Below are 25,733 nucleotides of genomic sequence, written 5' to 3' on the forward strand. Positions count from 1 at the left end.
GTAGCCTGGGTTTTGTAAAATAACACCTGCAGAAGCATCTACACTCACCTGTGGGATAGGCAGTATTAATTTATTTTCATCTTTCAGCGTAGCTTTAATGCTTTGTGCCTGTACATCCCCATTCTTGATATAACGGACAATATCAAACCAGTCTTCCCCAGATTCTGCACCAAGCTCCAGTTCCTTTTCCGTTCTGATCAGAGTCAGTAATTCCACTTTTCCAGAAGCTGAAACTATCGAAACACCACGTTTGATGCGCAAGGTATTTACTGCGCCAAGAGCATCTGTTAAATTTCCGCCATCTCTTCTGGCTTCTGCCTCAGCATAGATCAAATAGGCTTCTGCCAGTCTGAAATAGTATTCTGTATCGTTCCGGCTTCCATCTACACCTTTGCTAAACTTCCCATCTCCATGCCATTTTGTAGGGTCTGCAGGGTCTTTAGTCGTTTTAACAATGATGGCCTTTCTTGCATCATTGGCCAATAAAGTCGTATAACGATCTGAAAGGATGTAACCTCCCAGGGTATAATAATAGACCTTACCGTTTTCGTAATAGATATTGTTGTTATTGGCAAAAGTAATAGCGGCCAGGAGCACCTCATCAGAATGATATTTATCTATCTGGAACATATTCACAAAATTTGAGGTCAGTACAGCTGGTCCGGCCATCACTTCTTTCGCCAGTACCGCAGCACCTGAATAATCTTTTTTATACAAGAGCACCCTGGATTTTAAAGCCTTTGCAGCTAGCTTTGTCGCATAACCTTTATCTACTCCGACGGCATAATCCGGGCAATTTTTAATGGCCTCGTCCAAATCAGCCAGAATAAAATCGTAAGAAGTTTTCACGTCCGCCCGGGCTGTAATGGGAAGATTCGGCTTGTCTTTGATCTCTATTCCGAATTTGGAATTGATGTCCCAGAACTGCCCAAATAAGCGAAATGTATAAAAATGGCCCAGGGCTCTTAAAAACCGGGCTTCTGCTATAACCCCTGATTTTCGGGGATCATTGACCTTCAGCGCAGTTGTTCCTTCAATCACAAAGTTTGCGGTCTGGATCATGGCATAGGGACCAGCGTACAAATCACTGTTTAAAGTAGCGTTATTCGGTTTTACATCGTTATTGATGTAAGGAGCCCAACTTGGGGATATAGAAGTCAAATTTACGCCCATCAAACCTGCATAAGCGGGAAGATAAAAAGCCATTGGTTCATCTCTTAAACTATAATAAGTGCCGGCAAGCAATTTTTCAGCAGATGGAATATCGGTAACTACCGTAGATTCGTCCAGCTTATGGTCTGGTTTTAAATCCGTCACGTCTGTCAGTTTACAAGCTTGTATCATAACCATAAGGAAACAGGTTAAATATATGTAGGTCTTCTTCATGTCTTTAAAATTTTAAGTTCATACCAAAAGTGATACTTCTTGCCTGGGGATAAGTTGCGGTGTCCCTTCCATGGTCGGTAAATGAGTTTTCACTGTTCACTTCCGGGTCCAGCCCTTTATATTTTGTCCAGGTAACGAGGTTTGTCATCCCTGCAAATAGCCTCAATTGAGAAACATGCAGCTTTTTCAGCAACTCATTCTTCAGCAAATAACTGACCTGTACATTTTTTAAACGCAGGAAAGAAGTAGACTCTATGAACCTGTCGTTATTGGTATCTGAATTTTGTGCAGGTCCGTTAATGGCATTTCTGGGTTGATCTGTATTGGTATTCTGAGGTGTCCATGCATTCAGCACTGCTTCAGACACATTACTTTGATACCCCAGAAAAGAATCCGGATTTTGTTCTCTCTGCACTTTGCTGCCCACATCGAATTGAAACAAGCTACTCAACTCCAGGTTTTTATACCTTAATGTATTGCTCCAGCCGCCATAATATTTTGGGTTTTGGGCATAGCCTAGTATCACCCGGTCATTGCTGTTGATCACCCCATCACCATTCACATCTACATATTTTACATCGCCTGGCGAGGTTTGTGAATTTTGATAAAATGCATTTGGATTTCCGGTTTTAGCCCTCGCAGCGGCATTTAGCTGATCAATTTCTGCCTTCGTTTGATACAGTCCGTTGGTTCTGTATCCACGGATCCCATTCAAGGGTTCTCCTTCTGTGAGAAGTAGAGTACCGTAAAGTGCCGTTCCATAAGTTTTCTCTACCTTATTTTTGTTAAAGGTGATGTTAAAATTGGAACGCCAGGAGAAATCTTCACCATTAACTGGTGTTGCGCCCAATGTAATCTCCCAACCATGATTGCTTACATCTCCAAGATTTTTGGTCTGGAAAGTATAGCCTCCGGATACGGGGATACTTGGACCAGTGATCAGACCTTTGGTGTATTTCTTATAATAAGTTATACCTGCAGTTAACCTGGACTTTAAAAAACTCAATTCCAATGCAGCATCGATTTGCGTAGTGCTTTCCCAGTGAATGTCTGGGTTGGGCTGTCCGCTGTCGGGATTTGCCCTTAACCCATTAATACCATTGTAAAAATACCCGGTATTGAACAAGGTTAGGAAACCAAACCCTCCAAAAGCAGAAGTACCTGTTTTTCCAATGGTAAATCTCATTTTAGCGTCATCAATGAAGTCCAATCCTTTCATAAATTTTTCTTTGGAAAAACGCCAGGCTACACCCGCTGAAGGAAAATACCCCCACTGAAACTCTGGCCCGAATTTGGTTGAATTATCTGCTCTTCCACTTAGTGTGAAATAATATTTTTCATCATAATTGTAATTGGCCCGCATAAAATAGGACTCTAAGCCACTGCTTTCCGAATCACTGGAATAGCCGCTTATAGATCCTGCCGAGCCCAGGTTATTGAGGACATCATCATTCGGAAAATTGATGCTGCTTATATTGGTAAAATTGCTTTTATTTAAGGTCCAGGATGCCCCGGCAACTGCATCCAGGTGATGCCTGTTGAAGACCTTTGTATAGGTAAGTGTATTGTCAAAGACCCTGTTGGTGTACTTAAATATTCTATCCGTCCGGTTGCCCTTTTCACCATATTGAGATTCTTGCAGCATCCAGCTTGGTGTATATAGATACCCTGTATTGTCGTTAATATCATAGGACAGGGAAGACCTTGCTTTTAATCCGGATATAATTTCAAGTTCCGCATACAGCGTGGCCAGTAAACGCTGGCTCTGATTAACATCGGTGCTTTGTCTGGTGGCCAGCGGGTTATCAGACTGTCCGTCGTTTGCGTAACCTCCATCTGAATTAAAAATTGGCAGGTCTGGCCGATAGGTTGCTGTACCATAGTTGGCATAAATAATGGAAGAGCCTCCTGTTTGACGGATAGAGCTGTAATTCAAATTCGTCCCGACTTTAAAAATATCAAAGACTTTGGATTCTACATTAGCCCGTAAAGAGTATCGCTTAAACCCTGTATTCACTAAAATCCCCTTCTGATCTGTCAGGCCAGCAGAGAATCCATAATTCGTCCCGCCATCATTGGAAGCTCCAAGCAGACTCATATTTACATTTTGCACCACGCCGGTTTGGGTAACTGCTCTTTGCCAATCGGTGTTGCCTGTTCCAGGAAAAGTCTCATCATCGATGTTCTGACCTGCAGCCGCATACGTATCCTTCATGAATTTCACATAATCAGGGCCAGAAAGCACGTTGTAAAATTTATTTTGCTTGTCTATCGAGGCATCATAGTTGAAACTAAAAACAGGTTTCTGTCCTGCCTTTCCCCTTTTTGTAGTGACAATAATCACCCCGTTAGCCGCTCTTGAGCCATAGATCGCGGTTGCGGTGGCATCTTTAAGGATTTCTACGTTTTCGATATCGTTCATATCGATTCCAGCAAGCGGGTCCATCAATCCATTGGCTGGAGCAAATCGAAGCGCATCTGCCCCACCCCCATTATAGAGTTGCACAGGGATTCCATCAATAACAAATAAAGGATCGTTAACACCGGAAACGGTAGACATTCCCCTGATCCTAATGGAAGCGCCGGAACCTGGGATACCGTTGGGCCTGCTCACCTGTACACCCGCCGCCTGGCCGACAAGCCCCTGTGTAAAATTGGTCGCTACTTGTTTCCGCATTTCATCTGCATTTATGGTAGAAACAGATCCGACCAGATCCTTTCTTTTAGTCGTCCCATAACCAACAACAACAACATCCTCCAGTAAAGCGAGGTCTTCTGTGAGTGAAATGTTAAGATTGGTCTGGTTACTGACAGCCACTTCTCTGGTTTTGTAACCAAGAAAAGAAACCACCAAAACAGCATTATCCTCCAGGTCTTTAAATTCATATTGACCTTCGGCATTGGTTTTAACAACCCGATTTCCATTTTTAATTTTCAAGGTAGCACCCGGCAAAGGATTTCCTTTTCCGTCTGTAACCTTACCTTTTACATGTATCGTTTTAAAATAATCTAAAACAATACTTAGAATGCTTTTTTCTTTGACGCTGACCACAATAGTTTTATGGTCGATCACATAGGTATAATGATCGTGCAGTACCTGGTTCAATACCGTTTCCAGTGCTGCATTTTTAAAATCAGCATCTATAGCTTTAGCGCCTTTCAGTTTATCAGGCTGCCAAAGTACGTTGTAGTCGGTCTGGATTTTTATAACCCTAAATACCTCTTCCAGTGTGACATTTTTTTTACGCAGCGTAACCTGCTGCCCGTAACCGCTTGCACTGACCTGAAGTATAGTGGCGATGATCAAAAAGATGGTTAGTCTCATTACAAGCAGTATTTTTTTCACACAGCCATGCGGGCTGCATAAAACTCCATTATAAATTTTATACATTTGATTTTGGTGGTTGATTTAGTAGACAACATTAAATGAATTCGGCCAGACTGTTGACAAGCCCCGATCCCACTCGGGGTTTGTCTTTCCGGCGCATTTTTTTTTGCGCTTATTTCATAACAAAGATCCTCCTTCCTTCTATTTTGAATTTTACCGCGCGGGTAAAGCTCAGTTTCTTCAACACGTCACTGACCTGTTCAAATCTGGATATTCCTCCGCTGAATGTTTCCTGTTTCAATTCCGGATCCTCATATACGATTTCTACATCATACCATCTGCCTACCTTAAGCATGATGCTTTCCAGGCGATCATGATCGAATACAAACATAGAATTTTTCCAGGCCATAACGGCCTCCACATTGGCAGGAACCACATTGATCTGCTGATCTCTAAGTACAGATTCCTGTCCTGGTTTTAAGACCCTGCGTATACGGGCTGCAGAGATTTCCACACTTCCTTCCAGTAAAGTGGTTTTAATTTCTCCCTCATCTGCATAGCCATTGATGTTAAAATGGGTACCCAGCACCCTGATCTGCTGTTGCCTGTTCTTAACGATAAAAGGATGGGCCTGGTCTTTGGCTACTTCGAAATAGGCCTCTCCCAAGAGCTCTACAGTTCTGTTCTGATGACCTGCAAAGGAAACCGGGTAAGATAATTTAGACGCTGCATTGAGCCAGACATTGGTCCCGTCTGGTAAAGTAACCTGATATTGGCCGCCTTTGGGGGTTTCAATGCTATTGTATTGCCTGGATGAAATCCCTTTTGCATCTGAAACTTTATAAACCAGTTGTCCATCTGCAGTTTTATTAATCTCTACACCTGATTCCTTAACCAGGCGTCCATTAGCGGCTCCTGTCAATGCAAGTACAGCGCCATTGGCCAATGTGAGCATTGCACTGTTCTTTCCTGGTTTGATGTGGTTTTTTACAGCCTGTTCTTCCAGCGAAGATGCAGCGTTGGTTGCCCGGTAAATATACCATCCAGTACCTAAACAAAGGATCAGAACTGCAACAGCAGCAATACGTGGCCAAAGTACTGCGCGTTTCAATACAGGTTTGGTTTGTTTCATAACGCTCTCCCTCATCATGTCTTCAGCCTGTTGCAGATCGCTTTCACTTAAAGGATTAGGATTGTCCATATTCCAATTTGCATAGGCCGTTTCTATCCATAGGACTTCTTCGGGACTACACTGTCCCTCGCTATATTTTTTCAGAAGTTCTGATTCCTGTTCTTTGGTCATATTAAAACAAATCTCACTGACTTGCTTATTATATAACCGTTAACTTAAAGCCATCGGGGATAAGGAATTGAAAAAATTTAATGATGAAGTAAAAAAGCAAGAAAAGCAATCAGCCCGATGCGCAAACGGAGCGCCCTTAGGGACTTTTTAATCTGATCGGCCACCGTATGTTCTGAAAGTTGAAGTTGCTGTGCGATCTCCTTATTGCTAAGGTGCTGGTTCCTGCTGAGCTCGAATATTTCCCGCATCCGCGGCGGCAGGGCGGCAATTTCTGCTTCTATAATCTCCGTTAATTGCTTTTCTCTGATCAGATGGTCAGTTGCCCCGGTTTCTCCCGGCAGATATTTCTGAAGGTATTCGCTGTAATTGGAAACGATTTTGTTGTGGCTAAGCAGGTTGAGTATTTTATTCCGGACCATGGTAAACAGATAGCCTGAAAGATTGATGCCTTGGACTTCTCCATGCCTTTCCCAGAGTTTTACAAAAATATCCTGTACAATGTCTTGTGCTTCGTCTTCTTTGCGCAGTTTGTTATAGGCGTGGCTGTACAGCAGCTTATTGTAACGGTTAAATATTTCGCTGAAGGCCATATGGTCGCCTGCCCGTAAAAGTACAACGAGTTCCTGGTCGGTATGTGCTTGATATGGAGGCACGAAGGGTTGGTTTAGGATTGCTTGGTGAAAAGCCCAATAGTAACTAAATCTTTTCACATATGAAAATTTTGGATAGCTCCTCTGCGGCTACATATTCTCGCTGAAGGGCTCGAACACGTCAGGCCGCTCGGAGTATCCAAAATTTTCTGAGCATGGTGCTTAAGTTTTCGCACTAACCCAGGAAATGGCTTCGTCCAGTTCGGACAAAGAAAAACCTTTAGCTTCACCCGGACTTACGTAACTAAAAATATCTGTAAAACGTTCTACGCTTTTTTGGTCTGTTACGATGGCCATTTTTTTCCATCTGGTAAAATGCTTAATTCCAGCAATCATATCCTGGAGCCATGCTCCGGCAGTAAAATTTTCAATACGGGTCCGTAAGACCAGCAGATAGTAGATTTCTCCATATTTATCTACAAGTTTAGAGAGTCCTGGCAATAACGTGTTTTTTAAATCGCCTTCACTAACTTCTCCAGCTGCTTTCACGCCAAATACATGAGCTGGAAGGTTTTCGATAGGTGTTAACATGACAATTAGGTTTGATGTGTTCATATAACAACTCATCCATATGTATGTTTAAAGGAATTTACAGACTTTTTCCACAAAACATGTTTTTTAACAAGCTTGTAAATAAATAAGACATGGCTTCCCATCCAGGAACCGGCCATGTCTCTCACCTAAATTTAACATCTCCACAAATCCCCGAAGGGCGCTGCTTCAAATTGCTGGACAGTATGAATGCCCAGTATCTTTAACTCCAGTCCATTCCGGACAGGAATTTTATTTTTAATTAGAGAATTTATACACAGAGCTGCTTTGATAAGTTTGCCCGGCTTTCAACACAACAGAAGGGAAAGCAGGCTGGTTAGGGCTATCTGGAAAATGCTGGGTTTCCAGACAGAACGCTGTCCTGAAGTCATCATATTTACCACCTCTCATCTTATTTTTACTCTGCATAAAATTACCTCCATAAAACTGCAGTCCCGGCTCTGTCGTGTAGATCTGCATCACAATACCCGACTGATCTCCTTTAACTTTTGCTGCATACTTCCAGGACGCTTGATCACTCAGCACAAAGTTATGATCATATCCTTTCCCAAAACCTAGTTGCTCATTAGGCGTATTCAGGTCCTGGCCGATCGATTTAGTTTTGCGAAAATCAAATGGTGTACCTGTTACAGCCTCTATTTTTCCTGTCGGAATTAAAGTAGAATCTACTGGGGTGTATGCGTCGGCAAAAATCTGCAATTCATGCTTGTTAATGGTACCACTTCCTTCTCCATTCAGGTTAAAAAACGCATGATTGGTTAGATTTATAACCGTATTTTTGTCACTTTTGGCTTTATAGTCGAGCTTAAGTTCATTGTTTTGACTAAGGGTATAAGTGACCTGTGCTTCCAGCTTTCCAGGAAAACCTTCTTCACCATCTTTACAGGTATAATTTAATACAAGGCTGCTGTCACCTCTTTGCTGTGCACTAAAGAGTCTGTACTGGAATCCTTGCTTTCCTCCATGGAGCGTATTTGGCCCATTGTTCACGGAGAGTTGATAAGCTTTTCCGTCCAGACTGAATTTTCCTTTGGCTATTCTATTGCCATAGCGGCCAATAGTGGCACCGAAATATGGCTCTGTAGATTTTGTATAACCAGATACACTGTCAAATCCCAATACTACATTAGTTATTTTTCCTTGCTGGCCCGGAATTTCCAGGCGAACCAGTCTGCCACCGTAATTGGTGATTTCCGCACGCATTCCGTTTTTGTTTTTTAAAACATACAGATCTGAAATCTGACCATCAATACTTTCCTTAAAAGCATCGCTTTTTTGTTTTGTAGTGTTGTTCTGACAGGCAGCCAGCAAAAGCAGCAGAAGCAGCAGATTGGTCTGGAGCCATAGTTTTAAAGATAGCAGGTTCATTACAATGGTATTTGGTTGGTTTATTGGTTATGGTTTTCAATTTCCGGTTGCAAACATCATCTTTTTAAGGATAACCGTCAATCGTATGCCTCCAATTCCATAAGTTTTTAGTGTTTTCGACATCTTAACAAACTTATATTCGGAAATATAGATCAATTGAAACAAAAAATCAAATTTAATTTTGAACCCCTTGTTTATTAGCCCGACTTTAGTCTATATTTGTACTACCTGATTCCTTTATAATTGTAAATAAGTAAGCACGCCCTGCTAACTAATTTCATGTTTAAGATACCCGAATTAACTGCAACAGACATTCAGATATTAACCATTCTGCAAAGCAACGCAGAGTTACCACACAAACAGATTGCAAGACTGCTAAACAAGTCTGCCCCTGCCGTGTATGAACGGATTCGTATTCTCCGAAAAAAAGGATATATATGTAGTTCTGTTGCCCTTCTGAATTGCCAAAAGATTTCCAGCATGCTAACTGTATATACTCAGGTACAGCTCAAGGACCATTCAGCCGATTCACTGGGTTGTTTCCATCAGCAGGCAACCTTATTTGATGAAGTTATGGAATGTTACCATACTACTGGTCATTATGATTTCAACCTGAAAGTTGTCGTTCCGGATATGCCAGCCTACAAGAGTTTTATGCACAGGCTGGCCTTGATTCCCAATCTGAGTACGATGGCCAGTCATTTTGTAATTGCGGAACATAAACGGGATACGGCCTATAAACTGGAAAGTCCACCCGCGGATTAAAGCCCTGTCAGGATCTCTTTCAACGGGCTTTCGTTTCCTGTGCGGCCAATAGCTGTTACGGCAATCCTTTTCAGGCCAGCTTTAGGTTTAACCAGGAAACGATCATTCCTGTTAAGAATGGTATAGCCCCATTTTGTGCCATACTGGTAATAGACTACCCACTTGAAGATTTCCTTTTCTTTTGGATGCGTCCAGCTGATTTTCATTTGTGTTTGCTGAGATGTGGTTTCTATTATTGGAGGAGTGGGAACAGTCTGATCCAGCCACGGACTCGCAGGAACAAGTGCACCTTTCTGATAGGGACCATTAAAGATTCCATTGATGAGTTTTTCATTTTTGACCAGACTTCCGATGCTCCAGTGGGCAGCTCCGGTGCTCCTGGAAGGGGTTGCCCTGGTGATCATAATTTGGTTAATGATCTCGTCCGCCCCCAGGTCTACATTAATTCCCGGCCACAAATGACGGCTCTGGGTATTTTCTCCTGCCCACCAGTCCAGCAAAACGGGAAAACTATGTGGAATATCATTAATTCTCCAGTACAATTGCGGTGTAAAGTAATCCAGCCACCCCTTATTCAGCCAAAGTTTAGCATCTGCATATAATTTATCGTACTGGTCCATTCCTTGTATAGAAGCGGGAAAGCCTGGTCTCCAGATCCCAAAAGGACTGATGCCAAATTTCACATATTTCTTTTCTGCTTTGATTTCTTTGTATATCCTTTCTACAAAAGTATTTACGCCTTGCCGGCGCCAATCTGCACGTGATAGTTTTCCGCCACTTTTCTGATAGGCTGTCCAGCTCTCGTTGTCCGGAAAATCTGCTCCTCCATTATAAGACTCATATGGATAAAAGTAATCATCAAAATGAACCCCATCTATATCATAACGTTTTACGATGTCTTTAACTACAGCTGCAGAATAGTCCTGTGTCCCTTTTTTAGAGGGGTCCATCCAGTATTGTCCATCTTTGAGCTTAACAACCAGTTCGGGATGTTTCTTAACAACAGATTGATCACTAAGGCCTTTGGCCGAGGTATGATAAGCCCGGTAAGGATTAAGCCATACATGCAGCTCCAGACCTCGGTTGTGTGCAGCCTCGATCCAGAACTGAAGCGGGTCGTAGTAAGGGTAAGGTGCCTGTCCCTGCTTACCTGTCAGGAAATACGACCAGGGTTCAAGATCACTTTTGTACAAGGCATCGGCCTGAGGCCTAACCTGCAGGATCACAGCATTAAAATTATTCTTTTGTAGAAAATCAAGCAGGGCAATCGCTTCCTTCTGTTGTTGCTGGCTGGAGAGTCCGGGTTTTGAAGGCCAGTTGATATTAGCTACAGAGGCAACCCAGGCCGCACGGAATTCCCTTGTGGGGTGTATTGGTTGTTCGCCAGACACTACAACTGTTTTAGTGGCCTTCTTTTTTGTGCTGCAGGCAGCAAACAGGCAAAGCAATCCTAGGCTTAAAGCCAGTATGCTTCTATTAAAAGGAGAGGATAAAGATTTCAATTGTTCTGGTTTTGTTAATCTGATGCTAACAAAACTAGAACAATTAGATTTAAAAAAAGATTTTAGGATCAGATTAAACAGATCCATCTAAATAAGGATGTGCCTAGGCCGTTTCCTGCTTAGCTATATTCCGGTATGGAAATACGTTAAAAATGTGTCTGCGGGCAAATCTGCCTGGTGAATCAGCATTAACCAATTTAACATAAACTGCTCTTGGTACTTCAAAATATTCATATCCGCTTCCATCCAGGAAATAAACCTTTAATACCTGGCGTTCCCAGGTAAAATCAGCTATACCGCAGGAAGAAGTTGTTTGTGTATACTCTTCTAAAGAAAGTTGCAAAGTTTCCGGTGCAATACTTACTAAAAAATGATAGGCTTCAATAATATCCTTGCTTTTATTTTCGGCTTCTAATTTAGCCTCTTCGCTTTCCTGGAACTTATCCGGGTGCCAGTCTTTCATTAAATTCCGGTAAATGGTTTTTAATTCTTTTAGCTCGGCATCCTTCTGTACACCTAACAATTTTCTGTAATCGACGATCTTCTTCATAAAATTTGCGCAAAGGTACATACATTTTTTCGCTAATCATATTAAGTTTCAATTAATTATAAAATAACAATTGTATAAATGCAACGTAAAGACCACTAATCTTTTATAAACAAGGCCGGCATCCACCGGCCTTTGTTTTCTTATTATTCCCCTTTTGGTGAATTTTATTTCAGGACTTCAGCCAGCTTTTTCTCCAGCTCTTCTCCTCTTAAATTTTTAGCCAGAATCCTGCCCTGTGGATCGATCAAAAAGTTAGAAGGTATCGCCTTGATCGCATATAAGTTACCTGCCCCGTGTACATCGGTATGATTTGAATCGTTCAGTTGTGTCCAGGGCATCCCATCATCTTTAATCGCTTTCAACCATTTATCACGATCTTTTGCCTGATCAAGGGAAACTCCAAGAACCGTAAAGTTCTTATTCTTATAAGTATTATAAGCTTTGAGTACATTAGGATTTTCTGCCCTGCATGGTCCGCACCAGGAAGCCCAAAAATCCAGCAATACATATTTCCCCTTAAAGTCAGATAGTTTCACCGGCTGGCCATTGGTGTCATTATGAGCAAAGTCCGGGGCCATTTTCCCAGTGACCGTCGCCTTAGCCCCTGCAATAGATGCTGCCAACGCCAGGCCTTCTTTAGAATTCCGCAGCTGAGGAGATAAGCCCGCAAACAAGGGTTCTATTTTAGCCACATCAAAATAAGATCCGCCTATTTGCTGCAAAGCCATCAGGCTGAAATAAGATCCTGGATTTTTAACAACAAACTGACTCAGCACTTTCTGTTTCTCCATATCCGCTTTATCCATCTCTTTTTCCAGAACCTCAGTTACAGACTTGTCTTTCTTTTGCTCTGCCGAAAGTTTATAGTAAGCGCTTTTCAATTTTCCAATCGTTTTATCTGGTATTTCTATAACAGCTTTGTATTTCTTATAAGCAGTATTGATCGGAGACCCGCTGATCAGGGCGTTTTTTAGTGAGTCCTTAATACTAATGCTGATCAGGCCTTGATCAAGGTATAAAGAAAGTCCGTCATGCCCTTTTTTTTTCGCCAGTGTCTTCTCAGGTTTAAAATCCATCCATGCAGAGGTTGGCCCTTCCACACTACCCCTGATCTCAAATGCACCGTTCTTTAATTCAGTACTGTCCCGTTTGTTCTGCTGGTTCTCATAATAGCTCACATAGATTTTTCCCCGCGTTTGAGGGTCTGCGAATTTTCCTTTTAAGGTATAGCCTTGTTTTTGTGCGGCCGCCACTACCGGAACCAGCAATATGGCAGTGATATATAATTCTATTTTCATCATTATAAATTTAATTTTCCGAGTTAGTTTCTTTTGTTTGGTGTCAATTCCGGATTCAAATTGCTCAATTTTGGCGCAATAGGAAACAAATAGCAGTAATCATTGGGCTTCAATTCAAACTGCTGCCCGTTATAACTATGTGTAAGTGTTTTGGCAAAACGCGACTCCTTATTCAACCTTTTCAGATCAAACAAACGAAGTCCCCTGAAGCACAATTCTCTCCTTCTTTCGGCCAAAACCTTTAATAATGCGTCATCTGCAGAAGAGGCTGTTAAATCAGCATAACTAGCTTTAAGAATGCGCTTTTTACGCAACAGGTTAACATCCTGCATGGCTAGTCCTGGTTGATTGGTCCTGGCCTCACACTCCGCACGGATCAGGTACATTTCGGCAACTGTTGGTCCAACTGTTCGGGTATCGAAAGCTAGAAATTCGCCCATGTAATAAACATAACCAACAAAGGGTTCTTGAGTCGTACTAAACAAAATCTGAAAACGAAGGTCACCGGCTGAACTTGTAAATAGATTTTGTAAATCATGACTCATAGAAAACCATGAATATGAATTGGATACATTTTTCAACAACAAGGTTTCAGGATTATTCCTGCTCAGCGGAAAAGTACTGGCTGGAGATGAAGCATAATCATTATAATCTGCCAAAGCACCTTTAAGCTCCAAAGTTTTTGATGCATATTGCAGTGCATCCGGATATTTCCCGATCTGAAGACTAGCTCGCGCAAGCAAAGAATATGCAGCAGGAAGCGATGGCTCATAAGCAGAAGTACTTGTTACAGACAGCAGGGTTACGGCCTTGTTTAAATCTATAAATACCTGATCATATACGACCTGTACGCTTGCCCGGACCAACTGTGCACTGGTCGTTGCCTCCAACAACAATGGTACTCCAGGATCCGCACTTGCTGTAGAAGCATCGTATTGCGTCGCATACATATTAACCAGGGAAAAATAAGCAAAAGCACGATGGACCAATGCTTCACCGATCAATTGATTACGGTCTTTTTCCGAGCCACCTGTAGCCGTTTTCATGCCATCCAGAACTACATTGGACAGATAAATCTGTTTATACAAATTACTCCATTGTGAATCATTGTCTGTGCTTACATAAACATTGTTCTGCCAGGTATGCAGTTTATAGGTGGAATTATCCAGATAACCAAGTCCCTGAGTTTCGTAGAATTCTACATTGTCCGTAGCAAACTCATCTTGTCCATATGAGGCTGCCAGGCTATTTGTACCGTTCAGGAGCAGCCTGTAATCTTTGTACGTAGAAGGGATCACTTTCCCTTTTGGTTTAATATCGAGGTAATCCTTTTTGCAGCCGGAAACTAGGACTGCAAAGCATAAAAGATATAAATAAGTTTTTCTCATCATTCAAGATTTAAAATTAAAAGGAAGCCCTCAGTCCAAGCGCAAATGAAGCTGGGGTTGGCAGAATGGTATAGTAAGCCGAAGGCACAAAATCAGGATCAATTCCCTCCTTATTTTTAGCCCAGATCAATCCCAAATTACGGGCATAAGCCATTACAGACAATTGGCGCATATGCAATTGCTTGACCAGTGACGGTGCAAAGCTGTAAGAAAGAGAAACCTCTCTAAATCGAATATGAGACCCACTCTCGATCAACTGATTGGATGAGGTGTACCAGGTGGAATTATAGTTAACGCCACTGCTTGGCATTACGGGCACATTTGTTTTCGCCTCATCACCAGGTTGTCTCCAGCGCTGGCCAACATCACTATGTATGGTTTTTTGCGTGAAATAACTAAAGTAATCAATGGAAGGACGACGGAATACATAACCCAGTTTATAGGTAATCAGGAAAGACAAATCAAACTGTTTGTAGTGAAAAGTGTTCGTAAAGCCTCCAAAATACTTTGGAACAGTTGTTCCACTATACGTTAATGTAGAAAGGTCGTTTGAAATATCATTCTCAACAAACATTTGTTTTCCATCCCCTGTTAATACCGTTGGTCTTCCTTTACTGTCCAGGCCACCCCAATTGGTGCTGTAGATCCCATCAATAGACTTCCCTACAATTGGGTTATTTCCGGCGGGGCCACTGTTGAGATAATAACTTACATTATCACGCTGAAGGTTAGAAGAGACTACCTTATTCTCATTATAACCAAAATTCAATTGAGATTTCCATTGAAAATCACCATTCCTAAGTACATCTGCAGTAAGATTAAGATCTATTCCATGATTGTCGAGTCTTCCTGTGTTTACTTTAAGTGAGGTAAAACCATAGGTCGCATTAAATTCGGCTGGACCAAGCAAGTCATAGCTTCGTTTCTTATAGATATCAAGGCTAAGCTCTAACCTGTCTTTCAAAAGGGATACATCTGCACCTATATTGAAGGTTTTTGTTTTCTCCCAGCGAAGTAGGGGATTGGCAGGATTGGATATTACTGCGTAGTTTAAACCATTGTAAAAATCTGGAAATCCTGAAACTGTTGCGGTAAGAAATGGACTGGTTGTTTTATCGACATTTCCATTCACTCCATAAGTAACTCGCAGGTTTAGGCGATCGACAAAAGGCAGCTGAAGAAAATCTTCTTGCCCTAGTTTCCACATCCCACCTACTGACCATAGTGGTGTGGCCCGATATTCCTTACTAGCCCCAAATAGATTGGAATCATCTAATCTGGCACTTCCGGAAATCACATATTTTTCTTTAAAAGTATAGTTTGCATTGGTGTACCAGGACAAAAACCGGTCTCTCGTATCTGAAAGGCTATTCGGTAAAGCCGGCGTAGCCTTACTCCCTGTAACTGCCATGGAGTATTGCGTTGCGTAGTTTACAGGAAGAGAACTTAATGTCTGGTCATCATAACCGTACAACCTGTTGGTAGAGCCGGCTGTCCACAACTGCCTCATTTCTAAACCAGCTACTGCATCTACCCGGTGGTCACTGCCTAATTTCTTGTTCACAACCAACTGCCCACGTGCGTTATATTGTTCCATATCGGCATTGGCCAGGTCCAGAATTCCACCTACAGGCAATCCGTAAACTAATTTTGCAGGATTACTTCCAGCAAGTATAGAAGTCGCATTGTTAATTGTATTTCTTGCAGTATAGGAATCTGGGTTATAGTAATTTCGGCCGCGTTGAAAAGATCGCTCATACAAACCACTTACCTGAGCATTTACGCCCTCTATAATCTTATACTGCAAACTTCCATTTATCCTAAACTGACTGTATCTGATTGTGTTGTCTGCATTGGAATGCGCAGATAAATAATCATATCTCCATGGCAAATAGCCTTGTTTTTCTAAGGCATCCAGAGCAGGTCCATTAAATGCACGTGCGTATTGAACAGGTTTTCCATTATCGCTTACAATCCTATCGTAAGGCAAAATGGTACTTATTCCAGGCTGTAGCGGTGTTAAGCCCACTCCATTATTTTTGCTATTGTTCATGATGAGCATTAACCCAACGTTGGCCTCCAACCTTTTAGAAAGTTGGAAATTATTGTTAGAATTTAAAGTAAAACGCTCGGTCTGATCTCCTTTAGACACTGGTAATTCTTTACTATAGGAGCCTGAAATAAAATATTTTGCCAATTCATTTCCCCCGGAGGCAGACAAGTTGTATTGTTGAATCTGTTGTTTTTGCAGCAGGTAATCCGAGTATTGCGTTTTGTAATCGTAGCCGCTCAGTTGTTGTACCAAGGCATCACGTTGTGCAGCAGTGATCTCTCCACGCTTAAAGCGGTAGAAGATATCTGCACCCGATGATATTGCAGGCTGTGATTTGCCTTTGGGATCGGGGATAAGCGATTTATCTACAGCCTCTCTTTCGAAATCAAGGTAATCGGCAGAACTGGCTACCGGTCTGTAAGACAAATCTGGTTTTCCGCCAATCGTAAAACTGGTAGAGAAATTGATTTGGGATTTGCCCGCTTTACCATGCTTTGTTTCAACGACAACAACACCATTAGAAGCCCTCACGCCCCATATCGAGGCCGCTGCTGCATCTTTCAGAAAAGTGATTGTGGAAATATCTTCAGGATTGAGCAAGGACAAATCCGATTCATAAGGAAAGCCATCCACAATGATTAAAGGGTTTTGCGTTGCGCTGATTGTACTGCGTCCGCGAATGCTCAACAACGAATTTTTGGTTGGCCGGCCGCTCGCATCAGGAAGATTGCTTGTAAGGAGCAAACCACTGGCCATGCCTTCCATTTTATCAACCAGATTCAGGGTCAGCTTTCGCTCCATATCCTCTTGTTTGATCTGTGAAAAGGAGCCAGTTGCTCTGTCTTTGGCGATGGTTTGATATCCTGTAGATACCACCACCTGGTCCAACAGCTGCTGGTCCTCATCCAGTTTGATGACAAAAGATTCAAAATCAGATAAAAGGACCTCTTGTGTTTTATACCCCAGGAAACGGATAACCAAAATGGTACCACCCGTAGGCACATCCAGCGCAAACTTTCCATAATTATCTGTCTGAACCAGGGCTCTTGTACCTTTGATAACAACCGTTGCCCCCGGAATTGCTTTTCCATCTTTCCGGTCCAGTACCTGCCCTCTGATTCTTCTGTTCTGAACGGCACCAGCACGCTCTTTGATCACAATAGTTTTGTTCTGGATTTCAAAAGTAAAAGGCTGGTTGATGAAACACCGCTCCAGCACTTCCATTACAGAGGCATTTCTTGCCAGGATATCTACTTTTCTGGCCAGTTTAATTTGAGGCGTAGCATACACAAAATCATATCCACTCTGGATCCTGATCTCTTTGAACACTTCCGTTAAGGATATATTGTTTTTGGTTAAGTTGATCCTTTGGGCATATCCTGCAGCACTGACTTGCAGTAGGAAGGTGGTTAAAAGGATTACGGTTAAGTTGAATCGCATAATCAGTTTTCTTTTATCTGTCTTATGGATTTGTTCTAAAACCGAATCCATAACACGAACAAATGGTTGTGCCACACAGGCAAAATACCTGTGCTTAAATAGCGCATAAAAATTCATACATTTGGATTTAGCCCATGATAAAAATCATGGGGATGGTTTGGTTTAGTTAATTTAATTGTGCGAAGCATGCGAATTGATCACCAGACTACTATTCCAGGGGTGGTTCCAAGCACTCCTGGTTTTTCGTCTTTGTGAAGTAGAATTAATTCATAACGATTACCCTCCTTCCTTCAATAATAAAATGAACGGCCCCGGTTGTTTCCAGTACTTTCAATACTTCCGAGAGCTTTTTAGTTCTGGATATTTCACCACCAAAACCAAACTCAGGCACTTTCCCTTTATATTCCACCTCTATATCATACCAGCGGGAGAGTTTAAGCATGATGTTTTTAATGTTCTCGTCGTTAAAATAAAAATTCCCATTTTTCCAGTCCATAGCAGCTTCTATATCTGCATGATAGATTTGAAGACAACAATCTAAAACAGACTGCTGTCCTGGTTTAAGTATTCCTGATGTTCCAGTTCTTATTCCTGTAATTTTCACACTTCCCTCCATAAGTGTTGTTACAGTACGGCCTTGTTCAGGATAATTGTTTAAGTTAAAATGAGTTCCCAGCACTTCTGTTTCCTGCCCCTGACCAGAGCCGGAAGGCCCTGTAGAAACAATGAATGGTTTTGTTTTATCCTTGGCCACTTCGAAATAAGCCTCTCCGTTAAGCTCAACCCGGCGTTTAGCTGCATTCACAAAGCTTGCCGGAAACTTAAGCGAGGAAGCCGCATTGAGCCAGACTTTAGTACCATCAGGTAAATTAACCTGGTATTGCCCGCCTCTGGGAGTAGAAATCCTGTTAATAACGCTTGTTAGAACCTTATCTCCTTCATGTGGTGTCTGAGCGGTATAGATCAACTGACCATCTTTTGTTTTTGTAATGCTGACACCTGCCTGTTTGGCCAGAACACCCGGATCAGCATCGGTTAAGGAAACCTGGGACCCATCAGAAAGGGTGAGTACGGCTTTATTACTACCCGGTTGAACATCTTGTTTTTCGGCTGCCAAATGTTCTGAATTCCCTTTATTTGAAGGGCTAAAGAAAAGATAGCCAACCGAAAGTGTTATAAGAAGTGCTGCTGCCGCAGCGTATTTGAAAAATGCCGGACTTAACTTTCGTGATGGTTTGCTGAAACTACTATTCAGATAGATTTGCACCCGTTTAATACGTTCCTCAAGACGATCTTCATCCGTTTCTTCTACCGCTGGCGATTTAGCCAATGCTTCACGAATGGCTTGCTTTAACTCGGGACCTTGTTCTGCTGAAGAAAAATACCGCATCAGTACTTGAATTTCTTCTGTTGTACATTGATTCTGCAGGTAACGGTTAAAGAGTGTCCGGAGCTGATCCATAAATTAAGGCTTTTTATCAGAGATATATAAAAGCAATACGTAGCTGAACAGAAATACATTGATGCTAAAACAAGAAATACATACAACCAACTTATTTACAGTGAAATAAAATTTAAAAGCTGGATTTTGAAATAATTCACTGGATAAGATGATTTTTACTTAGTTTAGGCCCGATAAGGCCTAAACATACATGGATACTCTGAGCGAACCACAATTAAAAGCATTACTCCTGCAATTCAGACAGGGGGATGAACCTGCTTTTAATGCGCTCTATAGTACTTACGCCAAAGTGTTGTACCGAAAGATCAACAGCATCGTTAAAGATGATGATGTTGCAGAAGAACTTTTGCAAGATCTCTTTCTTAAAATATGGGACAAACGCCGGCTCATCAATATAGACCAGTCTTTTGTTGCTTTTCTGTATACTGTGGCCCAAAATCTGGTTTACGATTACCTGAGAAAGGTATCCAGAGACAAAAGGCTTCAGGCGAGTCTGCTGATCAATGCTGTTGATTATTATATGCAAACAGAAGAAGCTTTAATCGGAAAAGAAACTGCAGCGATCATTCAACAAGCAATCAATAAATTGTCTGAATCCAGAAAAAAGGTTTTCATACTCTGTAAAATAGAAGGAAAAACTTACCAGCAGGCAGCTGACGAACTTGGCATTTCTATAGCTACAGTGAACAGCCATATGGTGAAGTCAATCAGCTTTATTAAAGAATACTTATATAAGAATCCGGAAATTGGCCTGCTGCTTATTTTTGGAGTGATCTTATCCTAGATTTACATCGAACTGATTTCCTGATCCGTCAATACCTTGTTCCAGATTTGCAATTCATCCAGCTTACCTTTGAACCCTCCAACCTGCTGCAGTGGAAAGAATAAGGTTTCTACCTTACGTACCTTGTCCTTATCTGTAAATTGTATCCAGTTGTCGTACAATCGCTTTTGCAACTGACCATTAATATACAGACTAGTCCCTTTTGAAGTTCCTGAGATCACCACATGTGTCCAGGCATTTTCCGGAACGGCATAGTCAAAATCGTAGTCATACCCTTCCCTGGAGAAACCCAGTTTACCAGTATTGCCTTGTTTTAATTTAACCACGGAATTTGGTGATTTGAAAACAGGAACATTGTCCTCTGCATTACCTGAAGGATTAATCCAGAAAGAAACCGTGTAATCATAGCCAATCTCTTTATAAGGAAGTTCAGCAAAACTATTTTTCCCGGTAAAAGTTAAGGCTTTCCCTTTGGTCCCTTTTGAATATCCGGCCTGATGCAATACGATATTTTTACCCGGCTGATCAAAAGAATAAGAGGCCACTAATGCTTCTTTTATTTTTCCGATTTTGCCTCTCATATTTAAAAAAGGTCCCTCACCTATTTGTTTTCTTTTGGCATCAAAAACCTCAAAGGTATTTGTAGTTTGATCTCCGCCCCACATTTTTTCTGCCACCACCTGCATCGCCGGAAAAACACGGTCGTGTACGTCTTTTTCTGTAATTCCATTCCCCACAATATCGTTCCATTCTGCAAATGAACCGCCGATAATTCCCGGATCGCCTGCTGGAAAACGCACTTCACCAATCTGCAGTGGACTCCACTTCTCATAGATATTTTTATAGTCCAGATAGTCGTAATAATAACCTGCGGCAGGCACAATATACAACCATCCATCGGGTGTACTGATTTGTTTATAACCTAGCTTCTTCATATCCACAGGTTGAGCATAACCATTGTACCAGGTATTCATTGTGACATTTTTAACGGTTACAGGTGTTGTACCAGCGGCATGGGTCAATGCCCCCCATACCCTCACTTCTTTTCCATAGCCCTGGACGTATTTAATCATATGGTCTGTAAACGCACGGAAAGCTTCCGCTTCTTTTTTTGCGTATTCATCTGTTCCAATATGTACTTCATTCCCGGTAAACACGGGATGTTTCCCACCTAAATACTCTTTGAATACATTTTCAACCACTTCAACTGTTTTAGGGTTTTTCAGATCCAGATGATCCATCCCGTAAAGCTTGCTCCCTATTTCAGGAACAACTTTTGTAAAGGCAAGGGCATGTGCCGGGACATCTATTTCCGGTATAATGCGAAGATCATAATCTCTTGCCAGTTGCTGCAATTCAATAAATTCCTTTTTAGAATAAGATCCGTCTTTAGCCGTGAGGCCGGGATAGGTTGAATTTTCCAATCGAAAGGCGGAATAGGTATTGTCCCACTTATCCCCAAAATATTTCTTGAAACCATTGTCATTCAAATGGACCTGAAAATCATTCATCTTATAGTAAGACATGAGCTTTACATAATCCTGTAAAAACTGAAGACTAAAGAATTTACGGCCGGCATCCAGTACAAATCCTCTGACTTTAAATTCAGGATAATCTCTGGCCACACCTTTTGGAATATTTTTATCCTGTTCGAGTAGCTGAAGCAGTGTTCTTGTTCCCCAGAACAGCCCCTGATATTTTAACGCACTTATGCTTAGATAAGCATCAGATCTAAAGTAATACCCTTCATCTCCTATACTACGGTCTTTCTCTCCGAGGCTTAAATAAAGATCTCCTTTTTGAGGTTTGCCCGAGGTGATGTTTAAATTAAATCCGGTTTGTGCCTTCAATTCCTTTTTCAGGAGATCTGCCACTTTTTGCAAAGTATTTTTACTGCCTGGATCTAAAACAATCCGGCTGGAGGAATTCAGTATAAAGCTTCCCTGACCACCATGCCATTCGCGCAGTGCCGAGATGACAAAAGGTTGCGGATTGATACCCTTATCAGGGAATCGACCTGGAATCAGAACTTGTTTAGAAACATCATATTTGAGCGTATCAACAGCTGTACTGATCAACTGAAAGTAGAGATTTACTTTTGCATTAACCAATGGAGCCGTAATGGTGCCCATGCTATCGATCACAGGAGAACGGTCACTTCCGCGATAGATCAACTGATACCCCGCTGGTGCTGTTGGAAAAACAACTTTTTTATCCCCTGAATGAATGACACCGATTTCTGCAACCAAAGGCACATTTTGGTTGTTCTTTTGGGCAAATGCAGTTGCAGAAAGTAATAACAGGATACCAACAGGTATATTCTTTATTCTAATCATATATTAATTACTATTTTAATGTCAACAGATAGGAGTTTTCTTTCCATATTTGTTTCAATAACACAGTTTAAGGTAATTAATATCTGCACAATAAGAATAGGTTTCTTTGCGCAAACGATTGACCTGTTTAACTGTAGCAGATAAATCCGTAAATGATCTATATATTTGCGTTATGTTCAAAATTGGATTAGCAGAAGACGACATTAAAATTGCCAGCCTGATCAAAGCAGGTCTGGAAGAACATCAGTATAATGTAACGTCGATTGCCGATGGAACAGAGGCATTGATCGATTTTCAGGCCAACCCCTACGATCTGGTTATTCTGGACATTATGATGCCGGGTCTAAATGGTATCGAGGTATGTCGTCAGCTCAGAATAAACAACAAAGATCTCCCTATATTGATCCTTACTGCTCTGGGCTCTATTGAAGATAAAGTGATCGGGCTCAACTCAGGAGCAGATGATTACCTGCTTAAACCTTTTCATTTTAAAGAATTACTGGCCCGTTTGGAAGCTCTTTTAAGAAGAAGCCATAAAAATTTCGCTCCAAAAAACCAACTCAGTTTTGCTGATATTACAATTGATACGTATAGTAAAACTGTGGAAAGAGCTGGTAAACAGATTGAACTGACTGCCAAGGAATATACCTTGCTCGAATTGTTCCTCAAAAATCCAAACCGCCTCCTTTCCCGTCAGTATATTGCAGAAAATGCCTGGGATATTACTTTTGACACCGGAACCAATGTGATAGATGTCTATGTCAACTTCCTGAGAAAGAAAATAGACAAAGATTTTGACAAACGACTGATCCACACCAAGATCGGAATGGGCTACATTCTCAAAGAAGCATGAAGATAAAGGACCGTCTAGCCTTATATTTTACCTTAATCAGTACCTTGATTCTTCTTTGTGTATTGTTTGCAATCTATTTTACTTTCTTGAAATTTATGCAGGCGGAATTTTTTTCCAGGCTTACAGACCGTACCATGGTCACTGCGAAGCTCTATCTGGAAGCAGATGAGATTTCGAGTGACTCACTGAGCAGGGTTCGGGAGCAATACCTCGAAAAACTAAATGGCGAGGTGATCCGAATTTATAACGATAAAAATGATGCAACTTTTATCGGAGACGACCAGCAATACTGGAACATTGAAACCATTGAAAAAGTAAGGCATGCCAAAAAGCTGCAATTCAGAGAAGGCCTCAGACAGGTCGTTGGAATTTATTATAAGGACAACCAGGGAGACTTCGTGATCCTCGCCTCTGCTATAGATCAGAGCACCATCAACCGTGTAGAAAAACTATGGAAAATCATGGTGGTAACCTTTCTGACGATTTTTATTGGCTTGCTCCTTTCTGTGAGGTGGATCGCTAAAAGAATCCTCCTGCCATTAAATGAATTTATTGAACAGGTCAAACTCATTAAATCCAACAATCTGCACTTCAGAGTAAGCGAGGGCACCAATAAAGATGAGGTCCAACTGCTTGCTCAGAATTTCAACAATTTAATGGAGCACCTGGAACAATCCTTTATTTTACAGAAAACTTTTGTTGCCAATGCTTCTCATGAACTCAGAACCCCTATTACCAGGATGATTATTGGTGCAGAGATTTCCCTTTCCCAGGAAAGAAGCAAGGAAGATTACCAACGGGCTTTACATTCCGTTCTCGAAGATGCAGAAAAACTGGAAAATATCATCAGCAGCCTGCTCAATCTGGCGCAAACAGATCTGGAATATGGGGAAACCAATTGGGTTAAACTGAGGATAGATGAAATGATCTGGTCCATCCAGGAAGAATGGACTAAAAAACCGGGAAATTATCCGCTCCTGGTGGAGGTTAAAGACCTGCCAATGGAAGAGGAATTACTTACGGTAAACTGTAACCCCACCCTACTGCAGATCGCATTGGACAATATCATATCCAATGCCTTTAAGTTTTCCGACCAGCTTCCGGTAAAATGCATCCTGGAAATTAATGAAACCGGCATTCATATTTTTATTGTTGATCAGGGTGTGGGTATGGAGCCGCGGCAATTAGATCATATATTTAAACCATTCTATAGTTCTTCTTCTAAAACTGCACATGCGGGCAATGGAATGGGGCTATATATGGCTTATAAAATTGTGACTCTGTACAAGGGAAACATCACTGTAAAGTCACAAAAAGGTAAAGGAACCATCTTTGAGATCTCTTTTCCTAAATTTTAATTTCTTTTTAATTTCTCTTTAATTTCGCTTTAATACGCCCGGGGTAGGTTTGGTCAATAATTTTATAAATGACCAGATCCCAATGAAAATCTCAAAACTTTTAAGCTGCCTTGCACTGCTATGCCTGGCTGCAGGTGTATCGGCACAAAACACCGACTCGCTGAAATTAAGTTTGCCTGAGGCCGAAAAGCTCTTTGTCAAAAACAACTACCAGCTGATTGCTCAGCAATATCAGACCGACCAGGCCAAAGCTGATGTCATTACAGCCCGTTTGTTCGACAACCCTGAAATCAGCTATGAAAACCAGTTGTACAACCATGAAACCAAGAAGTTTCTACAGACCAACAGTACAACCGGAGAATACCAGGCTGCCCTGTCGCAGGTCATTAAACTTGCCGGTAAGCGCAATAAAAATATACAGCTGGCCACTGCAGGGGTAAAATTAAGCGAGTACCAATATTTCGACCTGATGCGGACGCTTCGCTTCAGCCTGACTTCTACCTTCTATAAAACTTACTATGACCAGCAATCTGCTAAAGTATACGAACAGCAGATCAATTCTTTAAAACTCCTGCTAACCGCAAATGAGCAGCAGTTAAAGATGGGAAATGTCGCTATGAAAGACATTATCCGGATAAAATCTCTATTATATAGTTTGCAGGGCGAATACAGCAGTCTGATGAATGATATTGAAGACCTGCAAACCCAAATTAAACTCCTGACCAATATCAAACCAGATGCAAAACTTGCCCTGGTCGTTTCCCCTGAAGAGGAAGAAAATGATCAGCTGGACAAACAGATCTATACCAACTTACTGGATTCAGCCCGCAACAACCGCGCTGATCTTCAGCTGGCAAAAACCGGGATTGTATATGCGGAGAACAATCTAAAACTTCAGAAAGCCAATGCCATACCTGATGTAGAACTTTCATTAACCTATGATCTTCAAGGCAGCTATCCAACAAAATATACCGGAATTGGCGTAAAATTACCCATTCCCTTATTCAACCGCAACCAAGGTGAAATTAAAAAAGCCAAAATTGCCATCGATGCAGGAAAGGCCAGCTTAAATCAGCAGGATGCCATTCTGGAGAATGAAGTGTACAACAGTTATGCATCAGCCTTGCGCACGGAAAATCTTTACCACGGTTTTGATAAGAATTTCAATGCGGATTTTGACAAACTGATCCGTGAGGTGATCAAGAACTTTAAAAACAGAAACATCAGTTTAATTGAATTCCTGGATTTCTATGATTCCTATAAGGCCAGTACACTGCAAATGAATACCCTGAAATACCAGCGTATGAACGCTAAAGAAGAAATCAATTTTGTGACCGGATCTAACATTTTCAAATAA

Annotated in this window: 18 protein-coding genes; 5 read left to right on the top strand and 13 right to left on the bottom strand. The window is 41.5% G+C overall.

Features of this window, described 5'->3' with window-relative positions; translation table 11 throughout:
- From R2S08_RS25825 to R2S08_RS25850, 6 genes are all read right to left on the bottom strand, one after another.
- Window positions 1–1,350 (bottom strand): RagB/SusD family nutrient uptake outer membrane protein (locus R2S08_RS25825; protein WP_316837830.1); only part of this gene is annotated, 1,350 nt, incomplete at its 3' end.
- A gap of 40 nt (window positions 1,351–1,390) precedes the next feature.
- Complete coding sequence (locus R2S08_RS25830) at window positions 1,391–4,711, bottom strand: TonB-dependent receptor (RefSeq protein ID WP_316837831.1); 3,321 nt, start codon at window positions 4,709–4,711, stop codon at window positions 1,391–1,393.
- Between the two features lie 175 nt (window positions 4,712–4,886).
- Window positions 4,887–6,017 carry a FecR family protein gene (locus tag R2S08_RS25835; protein WP_316837832.1) on the bottom strand — a complete coding sequence of 377 codons (1,131 nt, stop codon included), beginning with the start codon at window positions 6,015–6,017 and terminating at the stop codon, window positions 4,887–4,889.
- 77 nt (window positions 6,018–6,094) lie between these two features.
- Window positions 6,095–6,670, bottom strand: coding sequence for an RNA polymerase sigma-70 factor (locus R2S08_RS25840; protein WP_316837833.1), 576 nt, complete (start codon window positions 6,668–6,670; stop codon window positions 6,095–6,097).
- Window positions 6,671–6,829: 159 nt separating this feature from the next.
- A complete protein-coding gene (locus R2S08_RS25845) occupies window positions 6,830–7,198 on the bottom strand; it encodes an STAS/SEC14 domain-containing protein (RefSeq protein WP_108555331.1) in 369 nt (122 codons plus the stop codon).
- A 258-nt stretch (window positions 7,199–7,456) separates the two neighbouring features.
- Window positions 7,457–8,587, bottom strand: a complete 1,131-nt coding sequence (locus tag R2S08_RS25850) for an aldose epimerase family protein (protein ID WP_316837834.1) — start codon at window positions 8,585–8,587, stop codon at window positions 7,457–7,459.
- Window positions 8,588–8,866: 279 nt separating this feature from the next.
- Between R2S08_RS25850 and R2S08_RS25855 the strand changes: the two genes are divergently transcribed.
- Complete coding sequence (locus R2S08_RS25855; protein WP_316837835.1) at window positions 8,867–9,352, top strand: Lrp/AsnC family transcriptional regulator; 486 nt, start codon at window positions 8,867–8,869, stop codon at window positions 9,350–9,352.
- Here R2S08_RS25855 and R2S08_RS25860 read toward each other — a convergent pair.
- From R2S08_RS25860 to R2S08_RS25885, 6 genes are all read right to left on the bottom strand, one after another.
- Window positions 9,349–10,854, bottom strand: a complete 1,506-nt coding sequence (locus tag R2S08_RS25860; RefSeq protein ID WP_316837836.1) for a glycoside hydrolase family 10 protein — start codon at window positions 10,852–10,854, stop codon at window positions 9,349–9,351. The genes R2S08_RS25855 and R2S08_RS25860 overlap by 4 nt on opposite strands.
- A 103-nt stretch (window positions 10,855–10,957) precedes the next feature.
- Window positions 10,958–11,404: a KTSC domain-containing protein gene (locus R2S08_RS25865; RefSeq protein WP_316837837.1), complete on the bottom strand. Its 447-nt coding sequence runs from the start codon at window positions 11,402–11,404 to the stop codon at window positions 10,958–10,960.
- 164 nt (window positions 11,405–11,568) lie between these two features.
- The gene (locus tag R2S08_RS25870; protein WP_316837838.1) at window positions 11,569–12,705 is read right to left on the bottom strand and encodes a redoxin domain-containing protein; all 1,137 of its coding nucleotides are present in this window, start codon (window positions 12,703–12,705) and stop codon (window positions 11,569–11,571) included.
- 20 nt (window positions 12,706–12,725) lie between these two features.
- The gene (locus R2S08_RS25875) at window positions 12,726–14,093 is read right to left on the bottom strand and encodes a RagB/SusD family nutrient uptake outer membrane protein (RefSeq protein WP_316837839.1); all 1,368 of its coding nucleotides are present in this window, start codon (window positions 14,091–14,093) and stop codon (window positions 12,726–12,728) included.
- Window positions 14,094–14,106: 13 nt separating this feature from the next.
- Window positions 14,107–17,700: a SusC/RagA family TonB-linked outer membrane protein gene (locus tag R2S08_RS25880; RefSeq protein WP_316837840.1), complete on the bottom strand. Its 3,594-nt coding sequence runs from the start codon at window positions 17,698–17,700 to the stop codon at window positions 14,107–14,109.
- A gap of 145 nt (window positions 17,701–17,845) precedes the next feature.
- Window positions 17,846–19,045: a FecR family protein gene (locus R2S08_RS25885; protein WP_316837841.1), complete on the bottom strand. Its 1,200-nt coding sequence runs from the start codon at window positions 19,043–19,045 to the stop codon at window positions 17,846–17,848.
- Between the two features lie 190 nt (window positions 19,046–19,235).
- Here R2S08_RS25885 and R2S08_RS25890 point away from each other — a divergent pair, with 190 nt between their 5' ends.
- Window positions 19,236–19,829 (top strand): RNA polymerase sigma-70 factor, encoded by a 594-nt coding sequence (locus R2S08_RS25890; RefSeq protein ID WP_316837842.1) that lies wholly within the window; start codon window positions 19,236–19,238, stop codon window positions 19,827–19,829.
- Window positions 19,830–19,831: 2 nt separating this feature from the next.
- On the opposite strand, the gene R2S08_RS25895 is transcribed toward R2S08_RS25890, so the two are convergent.
- On the bottom strand, window positions 19,832–22,165 hold the full coding sequence (locus R2S08_RS25895; protein WP_316837843.1) for a family 20 glycosylhydrolase: 2,334 nt from the start codon (window positions 22,163–22,165) through the stop codon (window positions 19,832–19,834).
- A 172-nt stretch (window positions 22,166–22,337) separates the two neighbouring features.
- Here R2S08_RS25895 and R2S08_RS25900 point away from each other — a divergent pair, with 172 nt between their 5' ends.
- From R2S08_RS25900 to R2S08_RS25910, 3 genes are all read left to right on the top strand, one after another.
- Window positions 22,338–23,018, top strand: a complete 681-nt coding sequence (locus R2S08_RS25900; protein ID WP_133777822.1) for a response regulator transcription factor — start codon at window positions 22,338–22,340, stop codon at window positions 23,016–23,018.
- Window positions 23,015–24,376 (top strand): HAMP domain-containing sensor histidine kinase, encoded by a 1,362-nt coding sequence (locus tag R2S08_RS25905; protein WP_316837844.1) that lies wholly within the window; start codon window positions 23,015–23,017, stop codon window positions 24,374–24,376. Before R2S08_RS25900 ends, R2S08_RS25905 begins: the two co-directional genes overlap by 4 nt.
- Window positions 24,377–24,458: 82 nt before the next feature.
- Window positions 24,459–25,733 (top strand): TolC family protein, encoded by a 1,275-nt coding sequence (locus R2S08_RS25910; RefSeq protein ID WP_316837845.1) that lies wholly within the window; start codon window positions 24,459–24,461, stop codon window positions 25,731–25,733.

This window comes from Pedobacter nutrimenti (genome assembly GCF_032678445.1).
In the GTDB taxonomy this organism is placed as follows: domain Bacteria; phylum Bacteroidota; class Bacteroidia; order Sphingobacteriales; family Sphingobacteriaceae; genus Pedobacter; species Pedobacter nutrimenti_A.